Here is a 22,402-nt window from a genome sequence, read left to right as displayed (position 1 = left end):
GCTTTCAAGGTTGTGAAGACCACCACTCACCCGTTGCAGTTATCGTCCGACACAACCGGAAACAAATGCCGTTGCGGGCCGGACGTCCGGCTGTCCGCGTTTTCGCTCCAGTTTCCACGTGATGCGCACGGCCAAGCCATTCCTCAAGCTCTCGATTTCGATGGAACTGTTGCCCGCGCGCCCCATGAAATCCTCCCGCGCCCTCCCTATCTGTGGCCAGCCCCACCCAGCCTCGCAGTGAAATGAGCCTCATGTCGGAACAGACCATTGCCGCGCCGATCGACGACGACCAGCAGGAGCGCGGCTTTACGCGCTATCAATCGTTCCTGATCGCGCTGCTTGCCTTCACGCAATTCACCCTGATCCTCGACTTCATCATCATGTCGCCGCTCGGCGCCATCCTGATGCCGTCGCTCAACATCACGGCCGGGCAGTTCGGCGTCGCGGTGTCCGCCTACGCTTTCGCCGCCGGATTTTCCGGCATCCTCGCTGCCGGCTTTGCCGATCGCTTCGACCGCAAGCGGCTGCTGCTGTTCTTCTATGTCGGCTTCATGCTCGGCACCGTGCGTGGCGCAGAATTTCCAAGTGCTGCTGCTCGGCCGCATCGTCACCGGCCTGTTCGGCGGCGTGATCGGGTCCGTCGTGCTTGCGATCGTCACCGACCTGTTTCCGCTGCAACAGCGCGGCCGCGCGATGGGCGTGCTGCAGACGGCGTTCGCCGCGAGCCAGGTGCTCGGCGTCCCGGCCGGACTTTTCTTGGCCAATCACTGGAACTGGCACATCTGCTTTGTCGCCATCGTCGGCCTGTCGATCGCGGCAATCGCCGTCATCGCGCTGGTGATGGAGCCGGTCGACGGGCATCTCAAGCTGCAGCACGACAGCAATCCGTTCCGCCATCTGGTCGCAACCGTCGGGCAGCCGCGCTACACGCTGGCCTTCCTGGTGACGACGCTGCTGGCGACCGGCGGCTTCATGCTGATGCCGTTCGGCAGCGCCTTCACCGTGCACAATCTCGGCATCGATATTGTCCATCTGCCGACGATCTATCTGGTCTCCGGGCTGTTCAGCATCCTCATCGGGCCGCTGGTCGGCCGCGCCAGCGACAAATTCGGCAAATATCCGACCTTCGCGTTCGGCTGCGTGGTGTCCGTCATCATGGTGCTGATCTACACCAATCTCGGCCACGTCTCGCTGCTGACCGCGATCGTCGTCAATGTGCTGATGTTCGTCGGCATCTTCTCGCGCATGATCCCGTCGCAGGCGCTGATGTCGGCGATCCCCGATGCCAGCCAGCGCGGCTCGTTCAGCGCGGTCTCAGCGTCCGTGCAGCAGCTGTCGGGCGGCTTGGGCTCGGTGTTCGCGGCAGCGATCATCGCCGAGAACCCGGACGGTTCGCTGCTGCACTTCGACCGTCTCGGCTACATCGTCGTTGCCACGACCCTGATCTCGCTGACTGCGATGTATTTCGTGCAGCGGCCGATCGCGCGCCGCGCCGGCCGGCGCATCGTCTGACGGGAGGTGCCGGGCGGTTGACGAAGTTCGACGGCTACATTTGAAGCAGGGAAACGAGAGGAATTGCGCAGAATGCCTTGTCAAGCAAGACCTTGCGAAGGTGCTGCGCAACGCCGCGGAGCTTCGGGTGGTGCTCCACCAACCGCTTGGTGCGATCGACCGCGGACATCACTCCGGCGGCTTGTCGGCCGAGCCTGGTGAGCGGAATGAAACTGTCGAACAATGGTTCGTCGTCCTTACAGAACAGCCGCTTGTATTCATGCGAGCCGAGGCCGAAGTCGAAGGCGCGATACTGCCGGCCGGCAAAATGATGGATGATTTCCTGCATCAAGAGCAGGCCGGGGCTGAATTTCGCATTTTCCGACAAAGTGTAGGTGTTGAACATCGTCGAGAAGCGGTGGCCGTCGGCAACCACGGCGAAGATCGCGATCACTTCCTCGTCGCTTTCGAGCGCGTGGATTTCGATGGCACGGCCGCCGTGGGGCAGCTTTGTCATGCAGGCTGTGCGGATGAATGTCTCTACGGCGCGTTCGGCGAACACATTGAACAGCTTCCGCTCGGCCAACCGCTCCGACTTCACACGAAAGAACCAGTCGAGCAGACGGGCGATGTCGGCGTCGGCAGAGGCGACGTGATAGCGGTAGCCGGTCAGCTCCAGCAGTTTGCGCTGCTTGAGCTTCATGCGGCGGGAGGGATTGCCGATCAGGTTCGCGGCCGTTGCGCCCGGCTCGATTGTGCGCATCGGGCAGTTGAAGACCGGGGGTTCATGAGGCAGCAGCGCCAGCGGATTTTGCACGTCGCGCCACTGGGCCGGCTGTTGGCGCAGCACCAGTACGTCGGCCTCGTCGCGCTTGGCGAGCATCGCGATGACTGCGTCGAGATCGGCCTTCGTGGCACCGGCAGCGAACTCGCGATCCCACAAGCCTATGTTGAAGGTTGCGTGCTCGCCGCCCATGAAGCTCGCGCGGCGCACGCCGAGCGCTGTTTGCAGAGCAAGCGGCAGCAAGCCCCGTGGTTGGCCGTCGCCGTCACGCATAATAACGATGAAAGGCGATAATCCCTCGCGCTCACCGACCTCACGCTGCCACGGGGCGAGGAAGTCGAAGCGCTGAAAGGGCGTGATGGAATGGTTGGAGTTCTCGAGACTCCGCCAGATCGCCTCGGCGGCGTCGAGATCGTGGACGATGTCGACGGTGGCGATGCGCGCTGGTTGAGCCCGCGCCGCGTGGCTTTCGATCGCGATCATCCCCTAGCCCTGTCGTAGTGCATAGTCCCAGCGCAGCTGAGGCCGTCCGGTCGGCGCGCCATCTGAGCGTAATTCGATGTCGGGACAAAAATGGTAAAGTGTCGCAGGACGAGAGAAGGGGGTTACCTCCATCGTTTACCTGCTGGTCATGAGGCTATCGGTTCCGTTTTGGCTACACCGACCGTCAGGCTCCATGTTGACAACGGAACGACGTATTCGGCGGCCACGTGTCAACATGCGCGACCTCGGCTAGGAGCTTGTCTGGATAGTCGCTGTTCAAATCTGGTCGGGTCTGATTCAACATTGGGCGATGAGCAAGTATTTTCGGCCTTGGAACATCGATCAGACGCTGCTTCTGCCGCCGAATGTGCAGGACTTCGTGCCGAAAGGCCATGTCTCGCGGTTTATGGTTGATCTGGTGCGGGAGAGCCTCGATCTCAGGGAGATCATGGGCAGCTATGTGAGCGGGCTTGGGCAGCCGCCGTTTGATCCGCGGATGATGGTGGCGCTGCTGCTGCATAGCTATGCGAGTGGGCTGTATTCGTCGCGTCGGATTGCCAAGGCCTGCCGGGAGCGGAACGATTTTGTGATGATCGTGGCGCTGGATGCGCCGGATTTTCGGACGATCAGCGACTTTCGCAAGCGACATTTGAAGGCGCTCGGCGCGCTATTCGTGCAGGTTCTGAAGTTGTGCGAGACGGCCGGGCTGGTCAAGCTCGGTCATGTCGCGCTGGATGGTACGAAGATCAAGGCGAACGCGTCGAAACACAAGGCGATGAGTTATGAGCGCATGAAGAAGCGCGAGGCGGAATTGAAGGCCGAGGTCGCTCGCATGCTGGCGGCCGCCGAGGCGGCGGATGCCTCGGAGGATGAGACTTTCGGCAACAGCGACGAACTGCCGGACTGGACCGTCGACAAGCAGAAACGGCTGGCGAAGATCCAGCAAGCGATGGCGGCGCTGGAAGCGGACGCCAAACTGGCGGCGGAGGAAGAGCGCCGCATCGAGGCCGAAAAGGAACAGCAGCGCCAGGCCGAAGGCCGCAAGAAGCCGGGCAAACCGGCGGCGCTGCCATCGGAGGAACCCAATCCCAAGGCGCAACGCAACTTCACCGATCCGGAAAGCCGCATCATGAAGTCGAAGGATGGCTTCGTTCAGGCCTATAATGCCCAGGCGGCCGTCGATGCACATGCCCAGATCATTGTCGCGCAAGAACTGACCCAGCACGGCAGCGATCAGGGCCAGTTGGTGCCCCTGATCGAGGCCATCGAGAGCAATCTTGGCCGCAAGCCGCGGCAGGCCTCAGCGGATTCCGGCTACTGCAGCGAAGCCAATCTCGAAGCGCTCGACACACGCAGCATCGATGGCTATGTCGCGCCCGGACGCGCCAAGCACCCGACAGTAGCGAACGGAAAAGTCGGCGGCCCGCTGACACAGGCCATGCGAAAGAAGATCGACGATGGCGGCTTCGAAACACCCTACCGATTGCGAAAGCAAGTGGTGGAGCCGGTGTTCGGGCAGATCAAACAGGCAAGAGGCTTCCGCCAGTTCCTGTTGCGGGGCATCGAGAAAGTGCGCGCCGAGTGGACAATGATCTGCACCGTCCATAACCTCCTCAAGCTGTTCAACCTCGCAAACGCAGCCTGAGCCTGCTACTCTACAACAAATGCCCGTCACGAAAACATATCTGGACGGGCTCCTAGCGCCGTCATTCCCCGGTGCGCAATTGCGCACCTGAGGGCATCGCGCAGCGATGAACTCGGAATCTGGAAGTTGTGGCGCGAGATTCCGGGCTCGCGCTTCGCGCGCCCCGGAATGACGACGATTGTTACGGCGGCGGCGGATTGGTCATCGGCTTGCGCTGCGCCAGCGCCGCCACGGTCGACGTGCCGACCGGGCCCTGCTCGTCATAGAGCCAGCATTCGCCGATCGCGACGCCGTCGGTGGCGTGGTGGTTGACGACCTCGAAGCCGATCCAGTTGATCACCGGCAAACGGTGCAGATAGATCGTGACGTCGCTGTTGATGTAGCCGAGCCCTTGGTCGCCGGCATTGGCGAAGGGGCTCGCGAAATCCGCGCCGGTCGCGACATGGACGAACGGCGTCGTCTTCACGCCGGCGACGAGCTCGCGCACCTCGCTCATCCAGAGCCGGCGCTCGCCGAGCGAACCCATGTGGCCGACAATTGGCCGCGTCTCCCATTTGCCGTTCATGCCGAGCCTGGGATCGGACGGCTTCGGAATCTCCGCGGGCGCCGGCACCCGCCAGTTCGGCGGCGACCACACATTGCCCGGCGCATTTTCCGTCCGGCGCAACAACTGGCAGGAGGCGCGCGCCATGCTGGTGCCGCCGGAGACAAACTCGGCCTCGATCACCTTGATGCGGAGCCCGTCGCGGACGAGCTTCGTCGTCACCTCGACCGGCGTCGTGATGTTGGGCAGCCGGAACATGTCGACTGTCAGCCGCGCCGGGACGAAGTCGTCGGAGCCGTGACGCTCCTCGATGGCGAAGCCGAGCAGGCCGATCACGACGCGGCCGTGCATCGATTCCGGACTCCACGGTCCGTTCGCAACGGATGTCGGCATGAAGCCGTCGCCGTGCCTGGTGAAGAAGGGCTGGTTTGTCATGGTCCGCGACCATGACGGGAATGCCGCGATGAAATCAAGAGGCCGCTGCCGCGCGCCACTCCTGCTGCACGCTGACGTCGGGCTCGCCGCCGGCGCGTGAGGCCAGCGCCGCGAACGCATCGCGGGCGATCAGTTGCGACAGCGCCCATACCGCGGCGCCGCGCACCAGCGGGCTCGCATCGTCGAGCAGGCGCCGCGCCTCAGTGGCAAGGTTTGCATCGCCGGAATTGCCGATCGCGATCAGCACATTGCGGATGAAGCGGTCGCGGCCGATGCGCTTGACCGGCGACTTCGTGAACAGCGCGCGAAAAGCTGCATCGTCGAGCCGCGCCAGCTCGGCGAGCGCTGGCGCGCGCAACGCATCGCGCGCGGCAAGCTTCTGCTCGCGTCCCGCTTGCGCGAACTTGTTCCACGGACACACCGCGAGGCAATCGTCGCAGCCATAGATGCGGTTGCCGATGCTCCTGCGGAATTCGTGCGGGATCGGGCCTTTGTTCTCGATCGTCAGATACGAGATGCAGCGCCGCGCATCGAGCTTGTAGGGGCCCGGAAACGCCGCGGTCGGGCAGATGTCCTGGCAGGCGCGGCAGCTGCCGCAATGATCGGCTTCGCTGGAGTCGCTCGGCAGTTCGGTGGCGGAATAGATCGCGCCGAGAAACAGCCATGAGCCGAATTCGCGCGACACCAGATTGGTGTGCTTGCCCTGCCAGCCGATGCCGGCGGCCTGCGCCAACGGCTTCTCCATTACGGCAGCGGTGTCGACGAACACCTTCACCTCGTCGCCGGTCGCAGCAGCGAGCCAGCGCGCCAGTGTCTTCAGCCGCTTCTTGATCACGTCGTGATAGTCGTCGCCCTGGGCATAAACCGAGATCGCGCCATGCGATCGGCGCGCGAGAATTTTTAGCGGATTGTCGTCTGGCCCGTAATTGACGCCGAGCATGATGATCGAGCGCACGCCGCCCCACAGCACGCGCGGATCGGCGCGCCGCTCCGGATTGGCGGCAAGCCAGTCCATGTCGCCATGGCCGCCGGAGCCGAGGAACTCGAGGAAAGACTGTCCGGCTTCGCCCGTCGCGTCAGGAGCGGTGAAGCCGATGGCATCGAAGCCGAGCGCACGCGCCTCGCGCGTCAGTGCCGCCTTGAGATCGGCAGGAGAGAGCCGGACCGCCGGGTTCAGAAGTCGAGGTCCACATAGGTCCGCGACGCCGGCACCCCCGCCAGCCATTCGCTGAGCAGCGGGCGGAACGACGGGCGGGATTTCACCCGCGCGTACCACGCCTTTGCTGCGTCGTCCTCGCTCCATGGCACGTCGCCCAGATAGTCGATCGCCGAAAGATGCGCCGCGGCGGCGAGGTCCGCGTAGGTGAGGCGGTCGCCGGCGAGATAGTTCCGGGTCTTCGCGAGCCAGCCGATATAGCTCAGATGATAGCGCACATTGACCTTGGCGGCGCGCATGATGTCGGGGGCCGGCGGGCCGCCGCCATTGTCCTCGCTCATAAAGCGCTTGTAGATCCGCTCGGTCACCAGCGGGTTGGAGGCTTCCTCGAAGAATTTCTCATTGAACCACGCCATCAGCCGGCGCACCTCGACGCGCTCGGCGGTCGACGTCGGCAGCAGCCGCCGCTCGCCGGCATCGAGCCCATGCGCCTCGTCGACATATTCGGCGATCACAGGCGCGCCCGGAACCGGCGGAAAGCCCTCGGCGATCAGCACCGGCGTGGTTGCCGCCGGATTGAGCGCGAGATACGCCTCGCGCCGCTCCCACACCCGCTCCTCCACCAGCCGCAGATCGAGCCCGTACTCGCCGAGCACGAGGCGAATGAATCGCGAATGCGGACAGAACGGATGGTGATACAGCGTGTACATGAAGTCCTTGGTAGTTCCGCGGCGATTAAGAAACCATCAACCTGTGTGACCTGAGCCTGCAATTTGGCCAGACCTGCTCCGGTCGTCTCTATGTCGCGTCAGCACGCAAACCGGTAGCCACCCCCGCAGATGGTGCGGGTCACAAAAACGCTATAGCCCAGCAAATCGATCAGGTAACCCATTGTTTGACGATTTTTTGCGATTGCGGCCAATGTGCGAATAAGCGAGAAGAATCCCGTTTTCCACACAGGGCAGGCCACATCATGATGACGGATATGCTGCGAGCGGTGATTCTCGGCATCGTCGAGGGCGTCACAGAGTTCCTGCCGGTCTCCTCGACAGGCCACCTGCTGCTCGCGGAACGCTTCTTCAATCTCGGCGAAGGCAATTTCTGGAAGAGCTTTGCGATCCTGATTCAGCTCGGTGCGATCCTCGCGATCCTCGCGCTCTACTTCACCAAATTGTGGCGCGTCGCGCTCGGCATGTTCTCCAATCCCGACGACCGCCGCTTCGTGATCGGCGTGCTGGTCGCCTTCCTGCCTGCCGTCGTGATCGGCCTGATCGCCGGCAAATACATCAAGGAATTCCTGTTCAATCCGTGGGTGGTCTGCTTCACGCTGATCGTCGGCGGCGCCGTCCTGCTCTGGGTCGATCAGCTCGATCTCAAGGTGTACGAGGACGATGCGACCCGGTTCCCGCTGTTGATGTATTTCTGGATCGGCGTCGCGCAGTGCCTGGCGATGATCCCCGGCGTGTCGCGCTCCGGCGCCAGCATCGTGGCCGCGATGCTGCTCGGCGCCGACAAGCGCTCGGCGGCGGAGTTCTCGTTCTTCCTCGCGATCCCGACCATGGTCGGCGCGTTCGCCTATGATTTCTACAAGAACCGCGCCGACTTCACGTCGGACAATCTCAGCGTCATCGCGGTCGGCTTCGTGGTGTCGTTCATCACCGCGATGATCGTGGTGCGGGCGTTCCTCAACTTCGTCACCCGCCGCGGCTTCACCTTCTTTGCCTGGTGGCGCGTGATCGTCGGCACCCTCGGCCTGATCGCGCTGGCGATGGGGCGGTAACGCGTTGTCTTACCTCGCCCCGCTTGCGGGGAGAGGCTTGCAGCTCAGGCACAGCGTGAATTTCCATCCATCACCGTCATCCTGAGGAGCCGCGGAGCGGCGTCTCGAAGGATGCACGGACCAGCTCTCGGCCGTTCATCCTTCGAGGCTCGCTGCGCTCGCACCTCAGGATGACGGGGAGAATTGGGGAGCGCAGGCTAAGCGCTCTTCTTCTGGAACTGCCCGGTCGCGCGGAAGCGCCAGAGATATTGCGGGGCGATCGCCTCCATCGAATCGGGTGTGATGCCGAGACCGGCGAAAGTGAGCCCGGCGGCCTTGGCGGCATCCGACACCACATTGTCCGAACGCAGCATCGCGACCTGGTCGGGCGTCAGCGTGAAGGGGCCCGGCGCGAATTGCAGGACATACGATTGCAGCTTGGCGAGGCCGAACGGCAGCGGCGCCAGCATGCGGTCGCGCTGGGTGATCTGGAGGATGATCTCCATCACCTCGCGCATGGTCAGCACCTCAGGACCGCCGAGCTCGTAGGTCGCGCCCGGCTTGGCCTTGCCGTCGACGGCATCGGCCACTGCGTCGGCGACGTCGGCGACATAGGCCGGCTGCAGCTTGTTGGTGCCGCCGCCGACCAGCGGCAGCACCGGCGACATCCGCGCCAGCGCCGCAAAGCGGTTGGTGAACTGATCCTCCGGCCCGAACAGCAGCGACGGCCGCATGATGGTGGCCTGTGGCAAGGCCGCCTGCACCGCCGCCTCGCCGGCCGCCTTGGCGCGGTAGTAACCCGACAGCGAATTCTCGTCAGCGCCGATCGCCGAGACATGGACCATCCGGGCGCCGGCCGTGGCCGCTGCCTTGGCGATGGTCTCGGCGCCCTTCACCTGCACGGCGTCAAAGCTCTGTCCGCCGCCCTCGGCCAGGATGCCGACCAGATTGATCGCGATATGCGAATCGCGCATCGCCGCCTCGACCGAGGCCGGATAGCGCAGATTGGCCTGAACCGCATGAATCTGCCCGACGCGGCCGAGCGGCTGCAGATGGAAGGCCAGTTCGGGCCGCCGCACCGCGACTCGCACGCGATAATCGCGCTTGCAGAGCGCCCGGACCACGTTCCGTCCCAGAAAACCCGATCCGCCGAAGACCGTGACGAGCGTTTCCAGGTTCGATGCCATGAGGTAAATTCCTGCCGGATTCGAGAGCGATTGAGCGTATTTAGCGCCTCTCGCGATACGCCATCAGCCCAATCCTGTACAGGCTATTTGAATTTCCAATCTCGAATTTGACAAGCGCGTAACCGATCCTTACTAAGCCGCTCCACATGCCCAGGTGGCGGAATTGGTAGACGCGCTGGCTTCAGGTGCCAGTGGCTTAACGGCCGTGAAGGTTCGAGTCCTTTCCTGGGCACCACCCCCTTTTTAAGCGATTGAAATCGCTCAGCATCCACAGGGGTGGGTGCAGCGCAGCCGTCACCCGCGAGGGTGCGTCGTGACGGCGGATTACGCCCTCGCCATCTCCTTAAGCGTTCTGCGTCGCCTCGAAGATCGTCCCACTTCAATCGGGCCGGTAGGGCTACACCGTGATCCCGATATCAGCGCCGGCCCGTCCTATCTGGAGCAGCAAATCGGCCGGGATTGTCGTGTCCAGCGCAGGGTAATCGTGTTCTCCCTCAAATCCGTAGGAGAAGGTACGGGAGGTGCACTCCTTCCAGAGCTCGCGATTGCGTCGGGAAATTCGTCAATGATCGTCAGAAACTGCTGTGTGCACCATCGTGCGTCCTGAGCTGACTCATCTCCGGCCAGTTCGAGAACGAGCAGAAACTGCCGTTCAAATTCCTGGTGCGAGATGACGACGGCTCTTCGATCCAGATACTCGACGGGCGCGCCGAGATCCGAGTTCGACTTCAGAACCAGGTCCAGATTCAGGAACTGAGCGGGTGTCATCAATTTCGTGCCTCACAGCGCCACAGCGTAACGCTACCTAATCAACATCGACAAACCAGCGAGCGAGACCGGCGAGCCGCTCAGCAATCGGTCTGGCTGGCCGCTTCAGGCTCTTCTCGGCCGACATAATCCCCGCTAGGAGCCCGTCCAGATATGTTTTCGTGACGGGCATTTGTTGTAGAGTAGCAGGCTCAGGCTGCGTTTGCGAGGTTGAACAGCTTGAGGAGGTTATGGACGGTGCAGATCATTGTCCACTCGGCGCGCACTTTCTCGATGCCCCGCAACAGGAACTGGCGGAAGCCTCTTGCCTGTTTGATCTGCCCGAACACCGGCTCCACCACTTGCTTTCGCAATCGGTAGGGTGTTTCGAAGCCGCCATCGTCGATCTTCTTTCGCATGGCCTGTGTCAGCGGGCCGCCGACTTTTCCGTTCGCTACTGTCGGGTGCTTGGCGCGTCCGGGCGCGACATAGCCATCGATGCTGCGTGTGTCGAGCGCTTCGAGATTGGCTTCGCTGCAGTAGCCGGAATCCGCTGAGGCCTGCCGCGGCTTGCGGCCAAGATTGCTCTCGATGGCCTCGATCAGGGGCACCAACTGGCCCTGATCGCTGCCGTGCTGGGTCAGTTCTTGCGCGACAATGATCTGGGCATGTGCATCGACGGCCGCCTGGGCATTATAGGCCTGAACGAAGCCATCCTTCGACTTCATGATGCGGCTTTCCGGATCGGTGAAGTTGCGTTGCGCCTTGGGATTGGGTTCCTCCGATGGCAGCGCCGCCGGTTTGCCCGGCTTCTTGCGGCCTTCGGCCTGGCGCTGCTGTTCCTTTTCGGCCTCGATGCGGCGCTCTTCCTCCGCCGCCAGTTTGGCGTCCGCTTCCAGCGCCGCCATCGCTTGCTGGATCTTCGCCAGCCGTTTCTGCTTGTCGACGGTCCAGTCCGGCAGTTCGTCGCTGTTGCCGAAAGTCTCATCCTCCGAGGCATCCGCCGCCTCGGCGGCCGCCAGCATGCGAGCGACCTCGGCCTTCAATTCCGCCTCGCGCTTCTTCATGCGCTCATAACTCATCGCCTTGTGTTTCGACGCGTTCGCCTTGATCTTCGTACCATCCAGCGCGACATGACCGAGCTTGACCAGCCCGGCCGTCTCGCACAACTTCAGAACCTGCACGAATAGCGCGCCGAGCGCCTTCAAATGTCGCTTGCGAAAGTCGCTGATCGTCCGAAAATCCGGCGCATCCAGCGCCACGATCATCACAAAATCGTTCCGCTCCCGGCAGGCCTTGGCAATCCGACGCGACGAATACAGCCCACTCGCATAGCTATGCAGCAGCAGCGCCACCATCATCCGCGGATCAAACGGCGGCTGCCCAAGCCCGCTCACATAGCTGCCCATGATCTCCCTGAGATCGAGGCTCTCCCGCACCAGATCAACCATAAACCGCGAGACATGGCCTTTCGGCACGAAGTCCTGCACATTCGGCGGCAGAAGCAGCGTCTGATCGATGTTCCAAGGCCGAAAATACTTGCTCATCGCCCAATGTTGAATCAGACCCGACCAGATTTGAACAGCGACTATCCAGACAAGCTCCTAGATTGGCATTATGCGCGCAAAAGCCAGTTCCCTCCACAGTCCTGACGCCACGGCGGGCGCTGCGGCCAAAACCTTTTCGATCGGCGGCCAGCTGCTGGCGGCGCCAAGGGCCACGCCCGGGCTCCATCTGGTCGCGACCCCGATCGGAAATCTCGCCGACATCACCCTGCGCGCGCTGGAGACGCTGGCGGGCGTCGACATCATTGCCTGCGAGGACACAAGAATTACGCGCCGGCTGACCGAGCGTTACGCGATCACGGCCGAGCTTGCGCCCTATCACGAGCATAACGCCGCGCAGGCGCGGCCGAAGATCCTGGAACGGCTGGCGCAGGGCGCCTCGATCGCGCTGGTCTCGGACGCCGGCACGCCGCTGATCTCAGATCCCGGCTTCAAGCTGGTGCGTGAGGTCTGCGCCGCCGGGCATGCCGTCATCGCGGTGCCGGGGCCGTCGTCGGTATTGACGGCGCTGTCGGTCGCGGCGCTGCCGACCGACCGGTTCTTTTTCGAGGGATTTTTGCCAACGAAGGAGCACGCGCGCCGCGCTCGGCTGACCGAGCTGGCGCGGATCGATGCGACGCTCGTGATGTTCGAATCGGGCAATCGCGTGCAGGACACGCTGCGCGATCTCGCCGCGATCATGGGTAGTCGCGATGCCGCGATCTGCCGCGAGCTGACCAAGCTGCATGAGGAGGTCAAGCGCGCGCCGGTCGCCGAGCTTGCGGCAGGCGCCGATGTGCTGGAAACGCGCGGCGAATTCGTGCTCGTCGTCGGACCGCCGGCCGATGATGCCGGCGTGATGGACCAGGGCGCGCTCGACGATCTCCTGCGCGCGCAGCTCGCCCGCGGCAGCGTTAAGGATGCGGTCGCGCACGCGGTCGAACTGTCGGGCCGCCCGCGCCGCGAGGTCTACGCCCGCGCCCTCGAACTGGCGAAGACCGTCGGGGACGGCGATGGCGAAAACTGACAGCGCCTCGCCCGAGCGCGTCGCGGCATTCCGCACCGGCATATCGGCCGAAAGCCGCGCCGCCGCCCTGTTGATCGCCAAGGGCTATCGCATCCTGGCAAGACGCTTCCGCACCCCCTATGGCGAGATCGACCTGGTGGTGCGCCGGCGCAATCTGCTCGCCTTCGTCGAGGTCAAGGCTCGTGCCAGCCTCGATGACGCCGCCTATGCGGTGACGCCACGCCAGCAGCAGCGCATCGTCAATGCCGCCCAGGCCTGGCTGATGGCGCATCCCGAACATGCCGAATTTGATCTCAGATTCGACGCCGTGCTGATTGCGCCGAAGAGCCTGCCGCGCCATCTGTTAGCGGCATTCGACGCCAGCCCTTAAAGTTACCTCCAGACCTCGCGGGATACGCTTATGAAATTGAAGATCGCCGTCCAGATGGATCCCATCGCGCGCATCAATATCCGCGGCGATTCCACCTTTGCGCTGCTGCTCGAAGCCCAGAAACGCGGCCACGGCATTTCCTATTACACGCCAGATAGACTGTCGCTGCGCGGCGAGGAGCTGGTGGCACCGATGCAGTCTCTCGCCGTGCGCGACGAGGTCGGCAATCACTTCACGCTGGGCGAGCCGAAGCGCGAGGCGCTCAATGGCTTCGACGTCGTGCTGCTGCGGCAGGATCCGCCGTTCGACCTCGCCTATATCACCTCGACCCATTTCCTCGAGCGCATTCATCCGAAGACGCTGGTGGTCAACAACCCGGCCAGCGTGCGCAACGCGCCGGAAAAGCTGTTCGTGATGAATTTCCCGCAGCTGATGCCGCCGACCCTGATCTCGCGCGACCTCGACGAGATCAACGCATTCCGCGATCAGCATGGCGCCGTCGTCATGAAACCGTTGCACGGCCATGGCGGCGCCGCGGTGTTCCGCGTGATGCCGCAGGACATGAATTTCGGCTCGCTGTTCGACATGTTCTCGGTCACCTTCAAGGAGCCCTGGGTGATCCAGCGCTTCCTCCCCGAGGTGAAGCATGGCGACAAGCGCATCATCCTGGTCGACGGTGAGTTCGCCGGCGCCGTCAACCGCGTGCCGGCGCCGGATGACCTGCGCTCCAACATGGTGCGCGGCGGCGCGGCCGCGGCGACCGAGCTCTCGGATCGCGAGCGCGAAATCTGCGCCACCGTCGGACCCGCGCTGCGCGAACTTGGCCTGCTATTCGTCGGCATCGACGTGATCGACGGCAATCTCACCGAGATCAACGTCACCTCGCCGACCGGCATCCGCGCAATTCAGCGGCTCAACGGCCCCGACGTCGCGGCCAGGGTCTGGGATGCCATCGAGAAGAAGCGCGCCGCCAAATAACCCTCCCTTGTGCGCCGCACATGCCGGTTGAATTCTAAAAGCGCGATGAGATCGGGTTGAATCATCATCGCGCTTTAGTTCTTGTTCGAGCATGATCTTTTCGGAAAACCGCGTCACACTTTTCCGGATCATGCTTTAGCCGGACACCGACCGCGCCAGCGTTCGCCTTATTCTTCTTGCCAGCTTGCGCGGGCGAGGGCAGCATTCTCTTGCCTGCGTCAGGTCAAGCGGCGGGTCAATGGGCAGGCATCAACGCGAAAATCTCATAAAAAATGTGGAGGAAGACGTTATGACGCTCAATGTCTCACGACGATCCTTGCTCGCGCTTGGCGCCGGTCTCGGCGCCAGCACCATCCTCGGCGGCACGGCCGAGGCGCGCGCTCCCAAACTCGGCACGCAGACACCCTATTGGCATCGTTTCACGCTCGGCGATGCGGAAGTGACCGTCGTCTCCGACGGCCCGCTGCCGCTCGGCGATCCCTCCGGCACCTTCACCGGCGTGCCGAAGGAAGAAGTGAAGAAGATGCTGTCCGACAACTTCCTCTCGCCCGACAATGTCGTGCTCGAGCAGAACTCGCCGATCGTCAACACGGGCGACAAGCTGATCCTGTTCGATACCGGCATGGGTACTTCCAAGGCGTTCGGTCCGACCACCGGCCGGCAGCAGAAGAGCATGAAGGAAGCCGGCATCAAGCCGGAGGACATCGACGCCGTCGTGCTGTCGCACGCGCATATCGGCGGCATCGTCGATGCCGACAACAAGCCGCTATTCCCGAACGCGCAGTACTACATCGCCCAGAGCGATCTCGATTTCTGGACCGACGAAGGCAAGATGGGCAGTCCGTTGAAGGACTTCATCGTGCACGCGCGCAAGAACCTGCTGCCGGTGCGCGACCGCATCGTGTTCTTCAAGGATGGCCAGGAATTCCTGCCCGGCGTGCAGGCGATCGCGGCGCCCGGCCACACCGTCGGCCACACCATCTTCATGGTGAGCTCGGGCGGCAAGTCCTTCGCCTTCCTCGGCGATCTCTCGCATCACGCGGTGCTGCTGCTGGAGCGGCCGCGGATGGAATTCTCCTACGACACCGATCCGAAGCAGGCGGCGGCCTCGCGGGTCAAGCTCCTGGAGATGCTGGCCGCGAACAAGACGCCGGTGATGTCCTATCACTTCGCCTGGCCGGGCTATGGCCACGTCGCCAAGGCCGGCGAGGGTTTCCATTACTATCCGGAGCCGATGCAGATGAATCTGTGAACGGCGGCGCATCCGGGGACGGCGCATGCCGTCCCCGGATGTTCCCTTAATGTTCTTGCGTTGGGCATCCCGCTCCGCTACCTTGGGTGGCGGAAGATAGGGGCAGCATGGTCCAGCGGGTTTCTACCGTCGCTTTCGAGGGGATCGAGGCCCGCGCGGTCGACGTGCAGGTGCAGGTCGCGCCGGGACTGCCGGCGTTTGCGATCGTGGGCCTGCCCGACAAGGCGGTGTCGGAGGCGCGGGAGCGGGTGCGCTCGGCGCTGATCGCCTCTGGCCTCGCGCTGCCCGCCCGCCGCATCACCGTCAACCTCGCGCCCGCCGACCTGCCCAAGGAAGGCAGCCATTACGACCTGCCGATTGCGCTCGGCCTGATGGCGGCGATCGGGGCGATCCCGCCGGATGCGCTGGGCGGCTTCACGGTGCTCGGCGAGCTCGGGCTCGACGGTTCGATCGCGCCGGTGGCGGGCGTGCTGCCTGCGGCGATCGGCGCCAATTCGCGCGACGAGGGATTGATCTGCCCGGCCGCCTGCGGCTCGGAAGCCGCCTGGGCGAGCCCTGACATCCAGATCATCGCAGCCCACTCGCTGATCCAGATCGCCAACCACTTCAAGGGCACGCATCTGCTGTCACGCCCGCAGCCGAAGGTGCATGAGCGCGAGGAGACGCTGCTCGACCTGCGCGACATCAAGGGCCAGGAAAGCGCAAAACGCGCGCTCGAGATCGCGGCCGCCGGCGGGCATCATCTGCTGATGATCGGCTCGCCCGGCGCCGGCAAGTCGATGCTGGCGGCGCGACTGCCCTCGATCCTGCCGCCGCTGTCGCCCTCGGAGCTGCTCGAAGTCTCGATGATCGCCTCCGTCGCCGGCGAGATCCGCGACGGCGCCCTGACCGCGCGGCGCCCGTTCCGCAGCCCGCATCATTCCGCCAGCATGGCCGCGCTGACCGGCGGCGGCATGCGTGCCAAGCCCGGCGAGATCTCACTCGCGCATCAGGGCGTGCTGTTCCTCGACGAGTTGCCGGAGTTCGATCCGCGCGTGCTGGATTCGCTGCGCCAGCCGCTGGAGAACGGCGAGGTCTCGGTGAGCCGGGCCAACCATCGCGTCACCTATCCGGCGCGCTTCATGCTGGTCGCGGCGATGAACCCGTGCCGCTGCGGCCATGCCTATGAGCCCGGCTATTCCTGCAAGCGCGGCCGGCTCGACCGCTGCACTGCCGACTACCAGATGCGGATCTCCGGCCCGCTGATGGATCGCATTGATCTGCGGATCGAGGTGCCGGCGGTGACCGCGGCCGATCTGATCCTGCCGCCGCCGGCGGAGGGCTCGGCCGAGGTCGCCCGCCGCGTCGCGGCCGCGCGCGACATCCAGCTCGCGCGTTACGCGGCGGCCGGCATGCCGCAGGTCCGCACCAACGCGGAAGCGCCGAGCTCGCTGCTCGAGACCATCGCGCAGCCCGACGCGCATGGACAGAAGCTGCTCCGCGAGGCGGCCGACACCATGCATCTCACCGCCCGCGGCTATCACCGCGTGCTGCGGGTGGCGCGCACGCTGGCCGATCTCGACGGCGCCGAGACGATCGGCCGGCTGCACCTCGCCGAAGCGTTGTCCTATCGTGCATTGGCCGACGATTTGCGCCGCGCGGCGTAGCGTTTTCCAGCGAAGCCTGTCCCGCACTTGATGCGGGATGGGCACCGGTTCGCGTGAAGAAAACGCGTCAGAACCGAAGCTCTCTCCCGTTTTCCGCCCGATGCCCGCCGCGTCAACGCGACGGTAACCACTCTCATTTACGCTCCGCAAACCATAAGCACCGCGATCCGCGGAAAGCTTGGGTCGAGCGAGTTGTGTCATGTTGCGTTTGAAGATTCTGGCCTCGGTGGTCCCGCTTGCCGTGGCCGCGGTATTTGCCCGCGCCGAATTGCTGCCGGGTCCCCGGCCCTGCATCGAGATCGGCGGCGCAACGATGCAGATCGCATCGATCTCCTGGCTGGCCCAGCTTCACGTCAGCTTCACCGACGATCCCGGCCTTGCCACGGTCCGGGTCCAGATCGCCGACAGCGCCGAGGCCGCCGACTTCACCGTCATCGACGACATCGACGATGCCGAGGCCGGCGCCTGCGAAAGCAACGCCGTTCCGCAGCTGATCGGGATTTCCGGCAATCCTTCGGCGAGCGATCCGGTGATCTACCTTTCGCATGACGGTCCGTCGGACTATCGCGTCTTCGTGCAGTCGAAGACGTTCTCGGCCCGCGATGCCGCGGCCCTGATCGTCAGCGCCCGCGGTGAACACCGCCGCCTCGAATCAGCGTCGCTTGCACCTCGCGCGCCCTCCGCCGCTCGGGTCCTGGCAGAGTTAACCCTCCGCTAACCCTGTTCCGAGGGCACCGCGAAACGGCCACCAACTTCAAGCACTTTGCAAGGTGACCGACGCATCGTCATCGGCAGATCAAGCACTCTCAGGGCCACCATTGATGGGGCGTTTCTTCCGGATCAAGTTACGCCTTCGCCGCTTCCTGCGGCGCCATTCCTGGGTCGCGACGATCGTCCGGTCCTTCACGATCTTCTCCATCGCATTCGGCAGCGCCTTCGGGTTCATTTCGGGCGCCCTCTCGCAGCAAAGCGGCTACGACCCCAATGCATTCGCGATCGGGGTCAGCTTCCTGTTCGCGCTCGCCTGCCTCTGGATCGTGACGCTCGGCATCCGCCTGCGGCTGATGCGCAGGAGGTTGCGCACCATCGCAATGCATAATGAGGCGATGGCCGACCGCAACTGGGAACTGCAGGAAGCCGAACAGCGCGCCTCTACCCTGTTCGAGGCGCAGGACGATTTGATCGTGCTGCGCGACATCGACGGCCGCATCACCTACGCCAACGACGCCTATTGCGAGCTGGCGCAGTCCTCCCGCAGCGAATTGATCGGCAGCAGCGCCACGCTCAAGGTGCTCGAACAGGGCGACACCGCGCTCGAAGCCAACGGTACGCGGGTCTACGACCAGAAGATCGAAGGCCCGCTCGGGCCGCGCTGGATCGCCTGGCGCGAGGGCCTCGTGCGCAACGATGCCGGCGCGCCTGCCGAGATGCAGAGCGTCGGCCGCGACGTCACCGACCGCACCGAGAGCGAACGGGCACTGGCCGAAGCGCGCGATCAGGCCGATGCCGCCAACCGCGCCAAGTCGCGCTTCCTGGCGATGGCGAGCCACGAGATCCGCACCCCGCTGAACGGCATCATCGGCATGAGCGGACTGTTGATGGACACCCAGCTGACGCCGGAGCAGACGACCTACGTCAAGGCGGTCAAGACCTCCGGCGACGCGCTGCTGGCGCTGATCGAGGAGCTGCTCGACTATTCCAAGATCGAAGCCGGCAAGATCGATCTCGAGCACCGCGCCTTTGCGCTGTCCGGCCTGATCGAGGACATCACCGAGCTGCTGGCGCCGCGCGCGCAGGCCAAGGGCATCGAGATCGCCGCCTATGTCGACGAGCGGCTGCCGATGCAGGTGACCGGCGACGCCGCGCGGCTGCGTCAGGTGCTGCTCAACCTCGCCGGCAACGCCATCAAGTTCACCGCGAGCGGCGGCGTCGCGCTGGTCGTCGAGCCCGGCATCTGGCCGAACGAGATCAGCTTCCTGGTCCGCGACACCGGCATCGGCATAGCACCGGAAGCCCAGCAGCGCATCTTCCGGGAGTTCGAGCAGGCCGACGACCGCATCGCGCGCAGCTATGGCGGCACCGGCCTCGGACTTTCGATCAGCGACCGCATCGTCAAGCGAATGGGCGGCCGCATCACGCTCGCCAGCACGCCGGGCTCCGGCTCGACGTTCGAAGTATCGATCCCGCTCGCCGCCGCCGACACCGGCGCGGCCAACAGCTTCGCCGCGCCCGACCTCACCAGCCAGTCGATCATGCTGGTTGCACCGCACAGCATCGAGGTCTCGCTGATCTCGCGGCGGTTGCAGCGCTGGGGTGCGCAGACCTGCATCGTGTCGGACACCGGTGTCGCCGAGGCGCTGTTGCCGGAACGAAGCTGGCACGCCGTCCTGATCGACCACACGCTCGGCGCGCCGGCGATGGAGGCGTTTGCCCGCGCGGCGCGCCTCCATGCGACCCATCGCATCGTGATGTTCACGCCGGCCACGCGGCAGGAGCTGTCGGCCTCCGAGACAGCCATGTTCACCGGCTATCTGGTCAAGCCGCTGCGTGCGGCATCGCTCGCCGCACGCCTGATCGCGTCGCCCGAGATCGCGGCACCGAGCCTTGTCGGAGATCAAAGCCTTGCGATCGAGGCGATGGCCGAGCCCACGGCGGCCGCGGCCCCGGACAAGGGGCTCTCGATCCTGGTCGCCGAGGACAATGAGATCAACGCGCTCTTGATGCGCTCGCTTCTCACGAGGCTCGGCCACAACGTGGTCATCACCACCAATGGCGAGCAAGCGATGGAATCCTGGCTGTCGGCGACGTCAGCCGGCACGCCCTATGATCTCGTGCTGATGGACATCCAGATGCCGCGCCTCAACGGCATCGAGACCACCAAGCAGATCCGCGCGCATGAAGCCGGCCAGTCCGGACGCCGGACCCCGATCCTGGCGCTGACCGCCAACACGCTGGTGGAGGACCGCTACGCCTGCTTCGAAGCCGGCATGGACGGTTTTCTGATCAAGCCGCTCGACCGCGAGAAGCTGGAAGAAGCGCTCGCCGGCCTCGCCGCCGCGCGGCATATCGCGGCGTAGTCCACAAACTCCGCGTCGTCCCTGCGAAAGCAGGGACGACGGCTGTGATGTGGTCTGCTTACTCCGGAAACACTACAGCCGGCGCAGTGCGACCGACTGCACCACGTGGTCGGCGCCCTTCTTGAGGATCAGCGTCGCGCGGGGGCGGGTCGGCAGGATGTTGTCCTCGAGATTGGCGAGGTTGGTGCGCTCCCAGATCGCGATCGCGGTCGCGGTCGCTTCCTCGTCCGACAGCGGCGCATAGCGGTGGAAGTAGGATCTTGGATCGGTGAACGCGGTGTCGCGCAGCGCCAGGAAGCGCTTGATGTACCACTGCCGCAGCGCGGCCTCGTCGGCGTCGATATAGACCGAGAAGTCGAAGAAGTCGGAGACGAACGGCACTGCCTTGCCGTCGCGCGGCAGCCGCCCGGTCTGCAGCACGTTGACGCCCTCGACGATCAGGATATCAGGCTGGTCGATCTCGACCCATTTGTTCGGCACGATGTCATAGGTCAGGTGCGAATAGACCGGCGCGCGCACGCGACGCCGGCCCGCCTTGATGTCGCTGAGGAACGACAGCAGCGTTGGCAGGTCGTAGCTTTCCGGAAAGCCCTTCTTCTGCATGATGCCCTGCCGCTCGAGCACGGCATTCGGAAACAGGAAACCGTCAGTCGTGATCAGGTCGACCTTCGGCCGCGGCGACCAGCGCGCCAGCAGCGCCTGCAGCACGCGGGCCGTGGTCGACTTGCCGACGGCGACCGATCCGGCGACGCCGACGATGTAGGGCATCTTGCGGTCGCGGATGTTGAGGAACTGGCGCTGCGAATAATACAGCCGCTGGGTCGCGTCGACATAGATCGAGAGCAGCCGTGACAGCGGAAGGTAGATGTCCTCGACCTCCTGCAAATCGAGGCGGTCGTGCATCGAACGCAGGCGGTCGAATTCGCCCGGCTCGAGCGTCATCGGCGTATCGTCGCGCAAATGCGACCATTGCTGGCGCGTGAAGGTGCGATAGGGGTTGTATTGCTGATCTGGTGCCCGGATGTCCATGAGGCTGCCCCTCTCAATGCGCTCGGTCATGTGCGCTAGTCGCGCTTGCGCGACGCTTTCTCTTCCAGTCCCGACATCGAGGTGCGCTTCTCCAGCGCGGCCTCGACATCCTCCAGCTTCACGCCGCGTGATTTCAACAGAACCAGCAGGTGAAATACGAGATCGGCACTTTCCGCGATGAGATGATCGCGGTCATTCTCGACCGCGGCGATCACGGTCTCGACCGCTTCCTCGCCCAGTTTCTTGGCACAGTGCTCCGCGCCCTTGTCGAGCAGCTTGCGGGTATAGGACGCCTCGCCGCCCGCTGCAGCGCGGGCGTCGATGGTGGCGGCCAGATCGTGGACCGTGAAACGCGACATCAACTCAACTCAAACATGCGCACTGGCACCGCTCTTGTGCCATCCCTAAGTGGGGACTTAGCATTTTTGTGACAAGGAGTCCCAGATCACTCTGTTTCCGGACCACGCTCTACGGATCGAGCCGCATCGGCAGGCCGGCGCGCACCATGTGATCCTTGGCCTGGCGGATGGTAAATTCCCCGAAGTGGAAGATCGACGCGGCCAGCACGCCGGTGGCATGACCCTCGCGGACGCCAGCGACCAGGTGATCGAGATTACCGACGCCACCGGACGCGATGACCGGTACGGGAACACTGTCCGCGATCGCCCGGGTCAGCGGCAGGTCAAAGCCCTGCCTGGTGCCGTCGCGGTCCATCGAGGTCAGCAGGATTTCGCCGGCGCCGAGCGAGACGACCTCCTGGGCATATTCGATGGCCTCGATCCCGGTGGCATTACGCCCACCATGGGTGAAGATCTCCCAGCGGTCGGAGCCGCCGGCGCGCTTGACCCGCTTGGCGTCGATCGCGACCACGATGCATTGCTCGCCGTACTTCTCGGCCGCTTCCTTGACGAATTCGCGCCGGCTGACCGCCGCCGAATTGATCGAGACCTTGTCGGCGCCGGAGCGCAGCAGGGTCTTGATGTCATCGACGGTGCGGACGCCGCCGCCCACGGTCAGCGGCATGAAGCAGGCCTCCGCCGTCCGCCGCACCACATCCAGCATGATGCCGCGGTTCTCATGGGTGGCGGTGATGTCGAGGAAAGTGAGCTCGTCGGCGCCGGCGGCGTCGTAGGCGATCGCGGCCTCGACCGGGTCGCCGGCGTCGCGCAGGTCGACGAAGTTGACGCCCTTGACCACGCGCCCGTCCTTGACGTCGAGACAGGGGATCACGCGAACCTTGAACATATC

Annotated in this window: 18 protein-coding genes, 1 tRNA gene and 1 pseudogene; 11 read left to right on the top strand and 9 right to left on the bottom strand. The window is 64.3% G+C overall.

What is annotated here, in order from left to right; translation table 11 throughout:
• Nucleotides 1-251: 251 nt before the first annotated feature.
• Nucleotides 252-1,512: pseudogene (locus tag HAP54_RS11860) on the top strand (MFS transporter).
• A gap of 34 nt (nucleotides 1,513-1,546) precedes the next feature.
• Here HAP54_RS11860 and HAP54_RS11855 read toward each other — a convergent pair.
• Nucleotides 1,547-2,758, bottom strand: coding sequence for a GNAT family N-acetyltransferase (locus HAP54_RS11855; RefSeq protein WP_166300171.1), 1,212 nt, complete (start codon nucleotides 2,756-2,758; stop codon nucleotides 1,547-1,549).
• Between the two features lie 310 nt (nucleotides 2,759-3,068).
• Between HAP54_RS11855 and HAP54_RS11850 the strand changes: the two genes are divergently transcribed.
• Entirely contained in the window at nucleotides 3,069-4,403 is a 1,335-nt protein-coding gene (locus tag HAP54_RS11850) for an IS1182 family transposase (protein WP_166202952.1), read from the top strand.
• 181 nt (nucleotides 4,404-4,584) lie between these two features.
• Here the strand turns inward: HAP54_RS11850 and HAP54_RS11845 are convergent, their stop codons facing one another.
• From HAP54_RS11845 to HAP54_RS11835, 3 genes are read right to left on the bottom strand one after another with little or no spacing between them, the layout of a single operon-like run.
• Nucleotides 4,585-5,382 (bottom strand): acyl-CoA thioesterase domain-containing protein, encoded by a 798-nt coding sequence (locus HAP54_RS11845; protein ID WP_166300169.1) that lies wholly within the window; start codon nucleotides 5,380-5,382, stop codon nucleotides 4,585-4,587.
• A 34-nt stretch (nucleotides 5,383-5,416) separates the two neighbouring features.
• Nucleotides 5,417-6,607 carry a tRNA epoxyqueuosine(34) reductase QueG gene (gene queG / locus HAP54_RS11840; protein ID WP_166300167.1) on the bottom strand — a complete coding sequence of 397 codons (1,191 nt, stop codon included), beginning with the start codon at nucleotides 6,605-6,607 and terminating at the stop codon, nucleotides 5,417-5,419.
• Nucleotides 6,556-7,248, bottom strand: coding sequence for a glutathione S-transferase family protein (locus HAP54_RS11835; protein ID WP_029081039.1), 693 nt, complete (start codon nucleotides 7,246-7,248; stop codon nucleotides 6,556-6,558). The genes queG and HAP54_RS11835 overlap by 52 nt, the downstream gene beginning before the upstream one ends.
• 263 nt (nucleotides 7,249-7,511) lie before the next feature.
• On the opposite strand from HAP54_RS11835, the gene HAP54_RS11830 reads away from it, so the two are divergent.
• Nucleotides 7,512-8,318 (top strand): undecaprenyl-diphosphate phosphatase, encoded by an 807-nt coding sequence (locus HAP54_RS11830; RefSeq protein ID WP_166300165.1) that lies wholly within the window; start codon nucleotides 7,512-7,514, stop codon nucleotides 8,316-8,318.
• Nucleotides 8,319-8,515: 197 nt separating this feature from the next.
• Here the strand turns inward: HAP54_RS11830 and HAP54_RS11825 are convergent, their stop codons facing one another.
• Nucleotides 8,516-9,484, bottom strand: coding sequence for a complex I NDUFA9 subunit family protein (locus HAP54_RS11825; protein WP_166300163.1), 969 nt, complete (start codon nucleotides 9,482-9,484; stop codon nucleotides 8,516-8,518).
• Between the two features lie 148 nt (nucleotides 9,485-9,632).
• Here HAP54_RS11825 and HAP54_RS11820 point away from each other — a divergent pair.
• Nucleotides 9,633-9,719, top strand: a tRNA-Leu gene (locus HAP54_RS11820).
• A 724-nt stretch (nucleotides 9,720-10,443) separates the two neighbouring features.
• Here HAP54_RS11820 and HAP54_RS11815 read toward each other — a convergent pair.
• On the bottom strand, nucleotides 10,444-11,778 hold the full coding sequence (locus HAP54_RS11815) for an IS1182 family transposase (protein WP_166202952.1): 1,335 nt from the start codon (nucleotides 11,776-11,778) through the stop codon (nucleotides 10,444-10,446).
• Between the two features lie 70 nt (nucleotides 11,779-11,848).
• Between HAP54_RS11815 and rsmI the strand changes: the two genes are divergently transcribed.
• The 7 genes from rsmI to HAP54_RS11780 all read left to right on the top strand — a co-directional run bounded on the left by rsmI (nucleotide 11,849) and on the right by HAP54_RS11780 (nucleotide 20,125).
• Entirely contained in the window at nucleotides 11,849-12,802 is a 954-nt protein-coding gene (gene rsmI, locus HAP54_RS11810) for a 16S rRNA (cytidine(1402)-2'-O)-methyltransferase (RefSeq protein WP_166300161.1), read from the top strand.
• Nucleotides 12,789-13,172 (top strand): YraN family protein, encoded by a 384-nt coding sequence (locus tag HAP54_RS11805; protein WP_166212917.1) that lies wholly within the window; start codon nucleotides 12,789-12,791, stop codon nucleotides 13,170-13,172. Before rsmI ends, HAP54_RS11805 begins: the two co-directional genes overlap by 14 nt.
• Before the next feature lie 30 nt (nucleotides 13,173-13,202).
• On the top strand, nucleotides 13,203-14,150 hold the full coding sequence (gene gshB, locus HAP54_RS11800; RefSeq protein ID WP_166300159.1) for a glutathione synthase: 948 nt from the start codon (nucleotides 13,203-13,205) through the stop codon (nucleotides 14,148-14,150).
• Nucleotides 14,151-14,439: 289 nt separating this feature from the next.
• Nucleotides 14,440-15,402 carry an MBL fold metallo-hydrolase gene (locus tag HAP54_RS11795; RefSeq protein WP_166300157.1) on the top strand — a complete coding sequence of 321 codons (963 nt, stop codon included), beginning with the start codon at nucleotides 14,440-14,442 and terminating at the stop codon, nucleotides 15,400-15,402.
• 107 nt (nucleotides 15,403-15,509) lie between these two features.
• Nucleotides 15,510-17,048: a YifB family Mg chelatase-like AAA ATPase gene (locus HAP54_RS11790; RefSeq protein WP_166300155.1), complete on the top strand. Its 1,539-nt coding sequence runs from the start codon at nucleotides 15,510-15,512 to the stop codon at nucleotides 17,046-17,048.
• 199 nt (nucleotides 17,049-17,247) lie between these two features.
• Nucleotides 17,248-17,766, top strand: coding sequence for a hypothetical protein (locus HAP54_RS11785; RefSeq protein WP_166300153.1), 519 nt, complete (start codon nucleotides 17,248-17,250; stop codon nucleotides 17,764-17,766).
• Between the two features lie 103 nt (nucleotides 17,767-17,869).
• A complete protein-coding gene (locus HAP54_RS11780) occupies nucleotides 17,870-20,125 on the top strand; it encodes a PAS domain-containing hybrid sensor histidine kinase/response regulator (protein WP_166300151.1) in 2,256 nt (751 codons plus the stop codon).
• A 72-nt stretch (nucleotides 20,126-20,197) separates the two neighbouring features.
• Here HAP54_RS11780 and coaA read toward each other — a convergent pair whose 3' ends face one another.
• The 3 genes from coaA to hisF form a co-directional block, all read right to left on the bottom strand.
• Complete coding sequence (gene coaA / locus HAP54_RS11775; protein ID WP_029080991.1) at nucleotides 20,198-21,154, bottom strand: type I pantothenate kinase; 957 nt, start codon at nucleotides 21,152-21,154, stop codon at nucleotides 20,198-20,200.
• Nucleotides 21,155-21,189: 35 nt separating this feature from the next.
• Nucleotides 21,190-21,513, bottom strand: a complete 324-nt coding sequence (locus HAP54_RS11770; RefSeq protein WP_029080990.1) for a phosphoribosyl-ATP diphosphatase — start codon at nucleotides 21,511-21,513, stop codon at nucleotides 21,190-21,192.
• Nucleotides 21,514-21,622: 109 nt separating this feature from the next.
• Nucleotides 21,623-22,399, bottom strand: a complete 777-nt coding sequence (gene hisF, locus HAP54_RS11765; RefSeq protein ID WP_166300149.1) for an imidazole glycerol phosphate synthase subunit HisF — start codon at nucleotides 22,397-22,399, stop codon at nucleotides 21,623-21,625.
• Between the last annotated feature and the right edge of the window lie 3 nt (nucleotides 22,400-22,402).

The organism is Bradyrhizobium sp. 2S1 (genome assembly GCF_011516625.5).
In the GTDB taxonomy this organism is placed as follows: domain Bacteria; phylum Pseudomonadota; class Alphaproteobacteria; order Rhizobiales; family Xanthobacteraceae; genus Bradyrhizobium; species Bradyrhizobium septentrionale.
The sequence above is the reverse complement of the archived record's forward strand: the minus strand, read 5'-3'. Positions and strand labels throughout refer to the sequence as shown.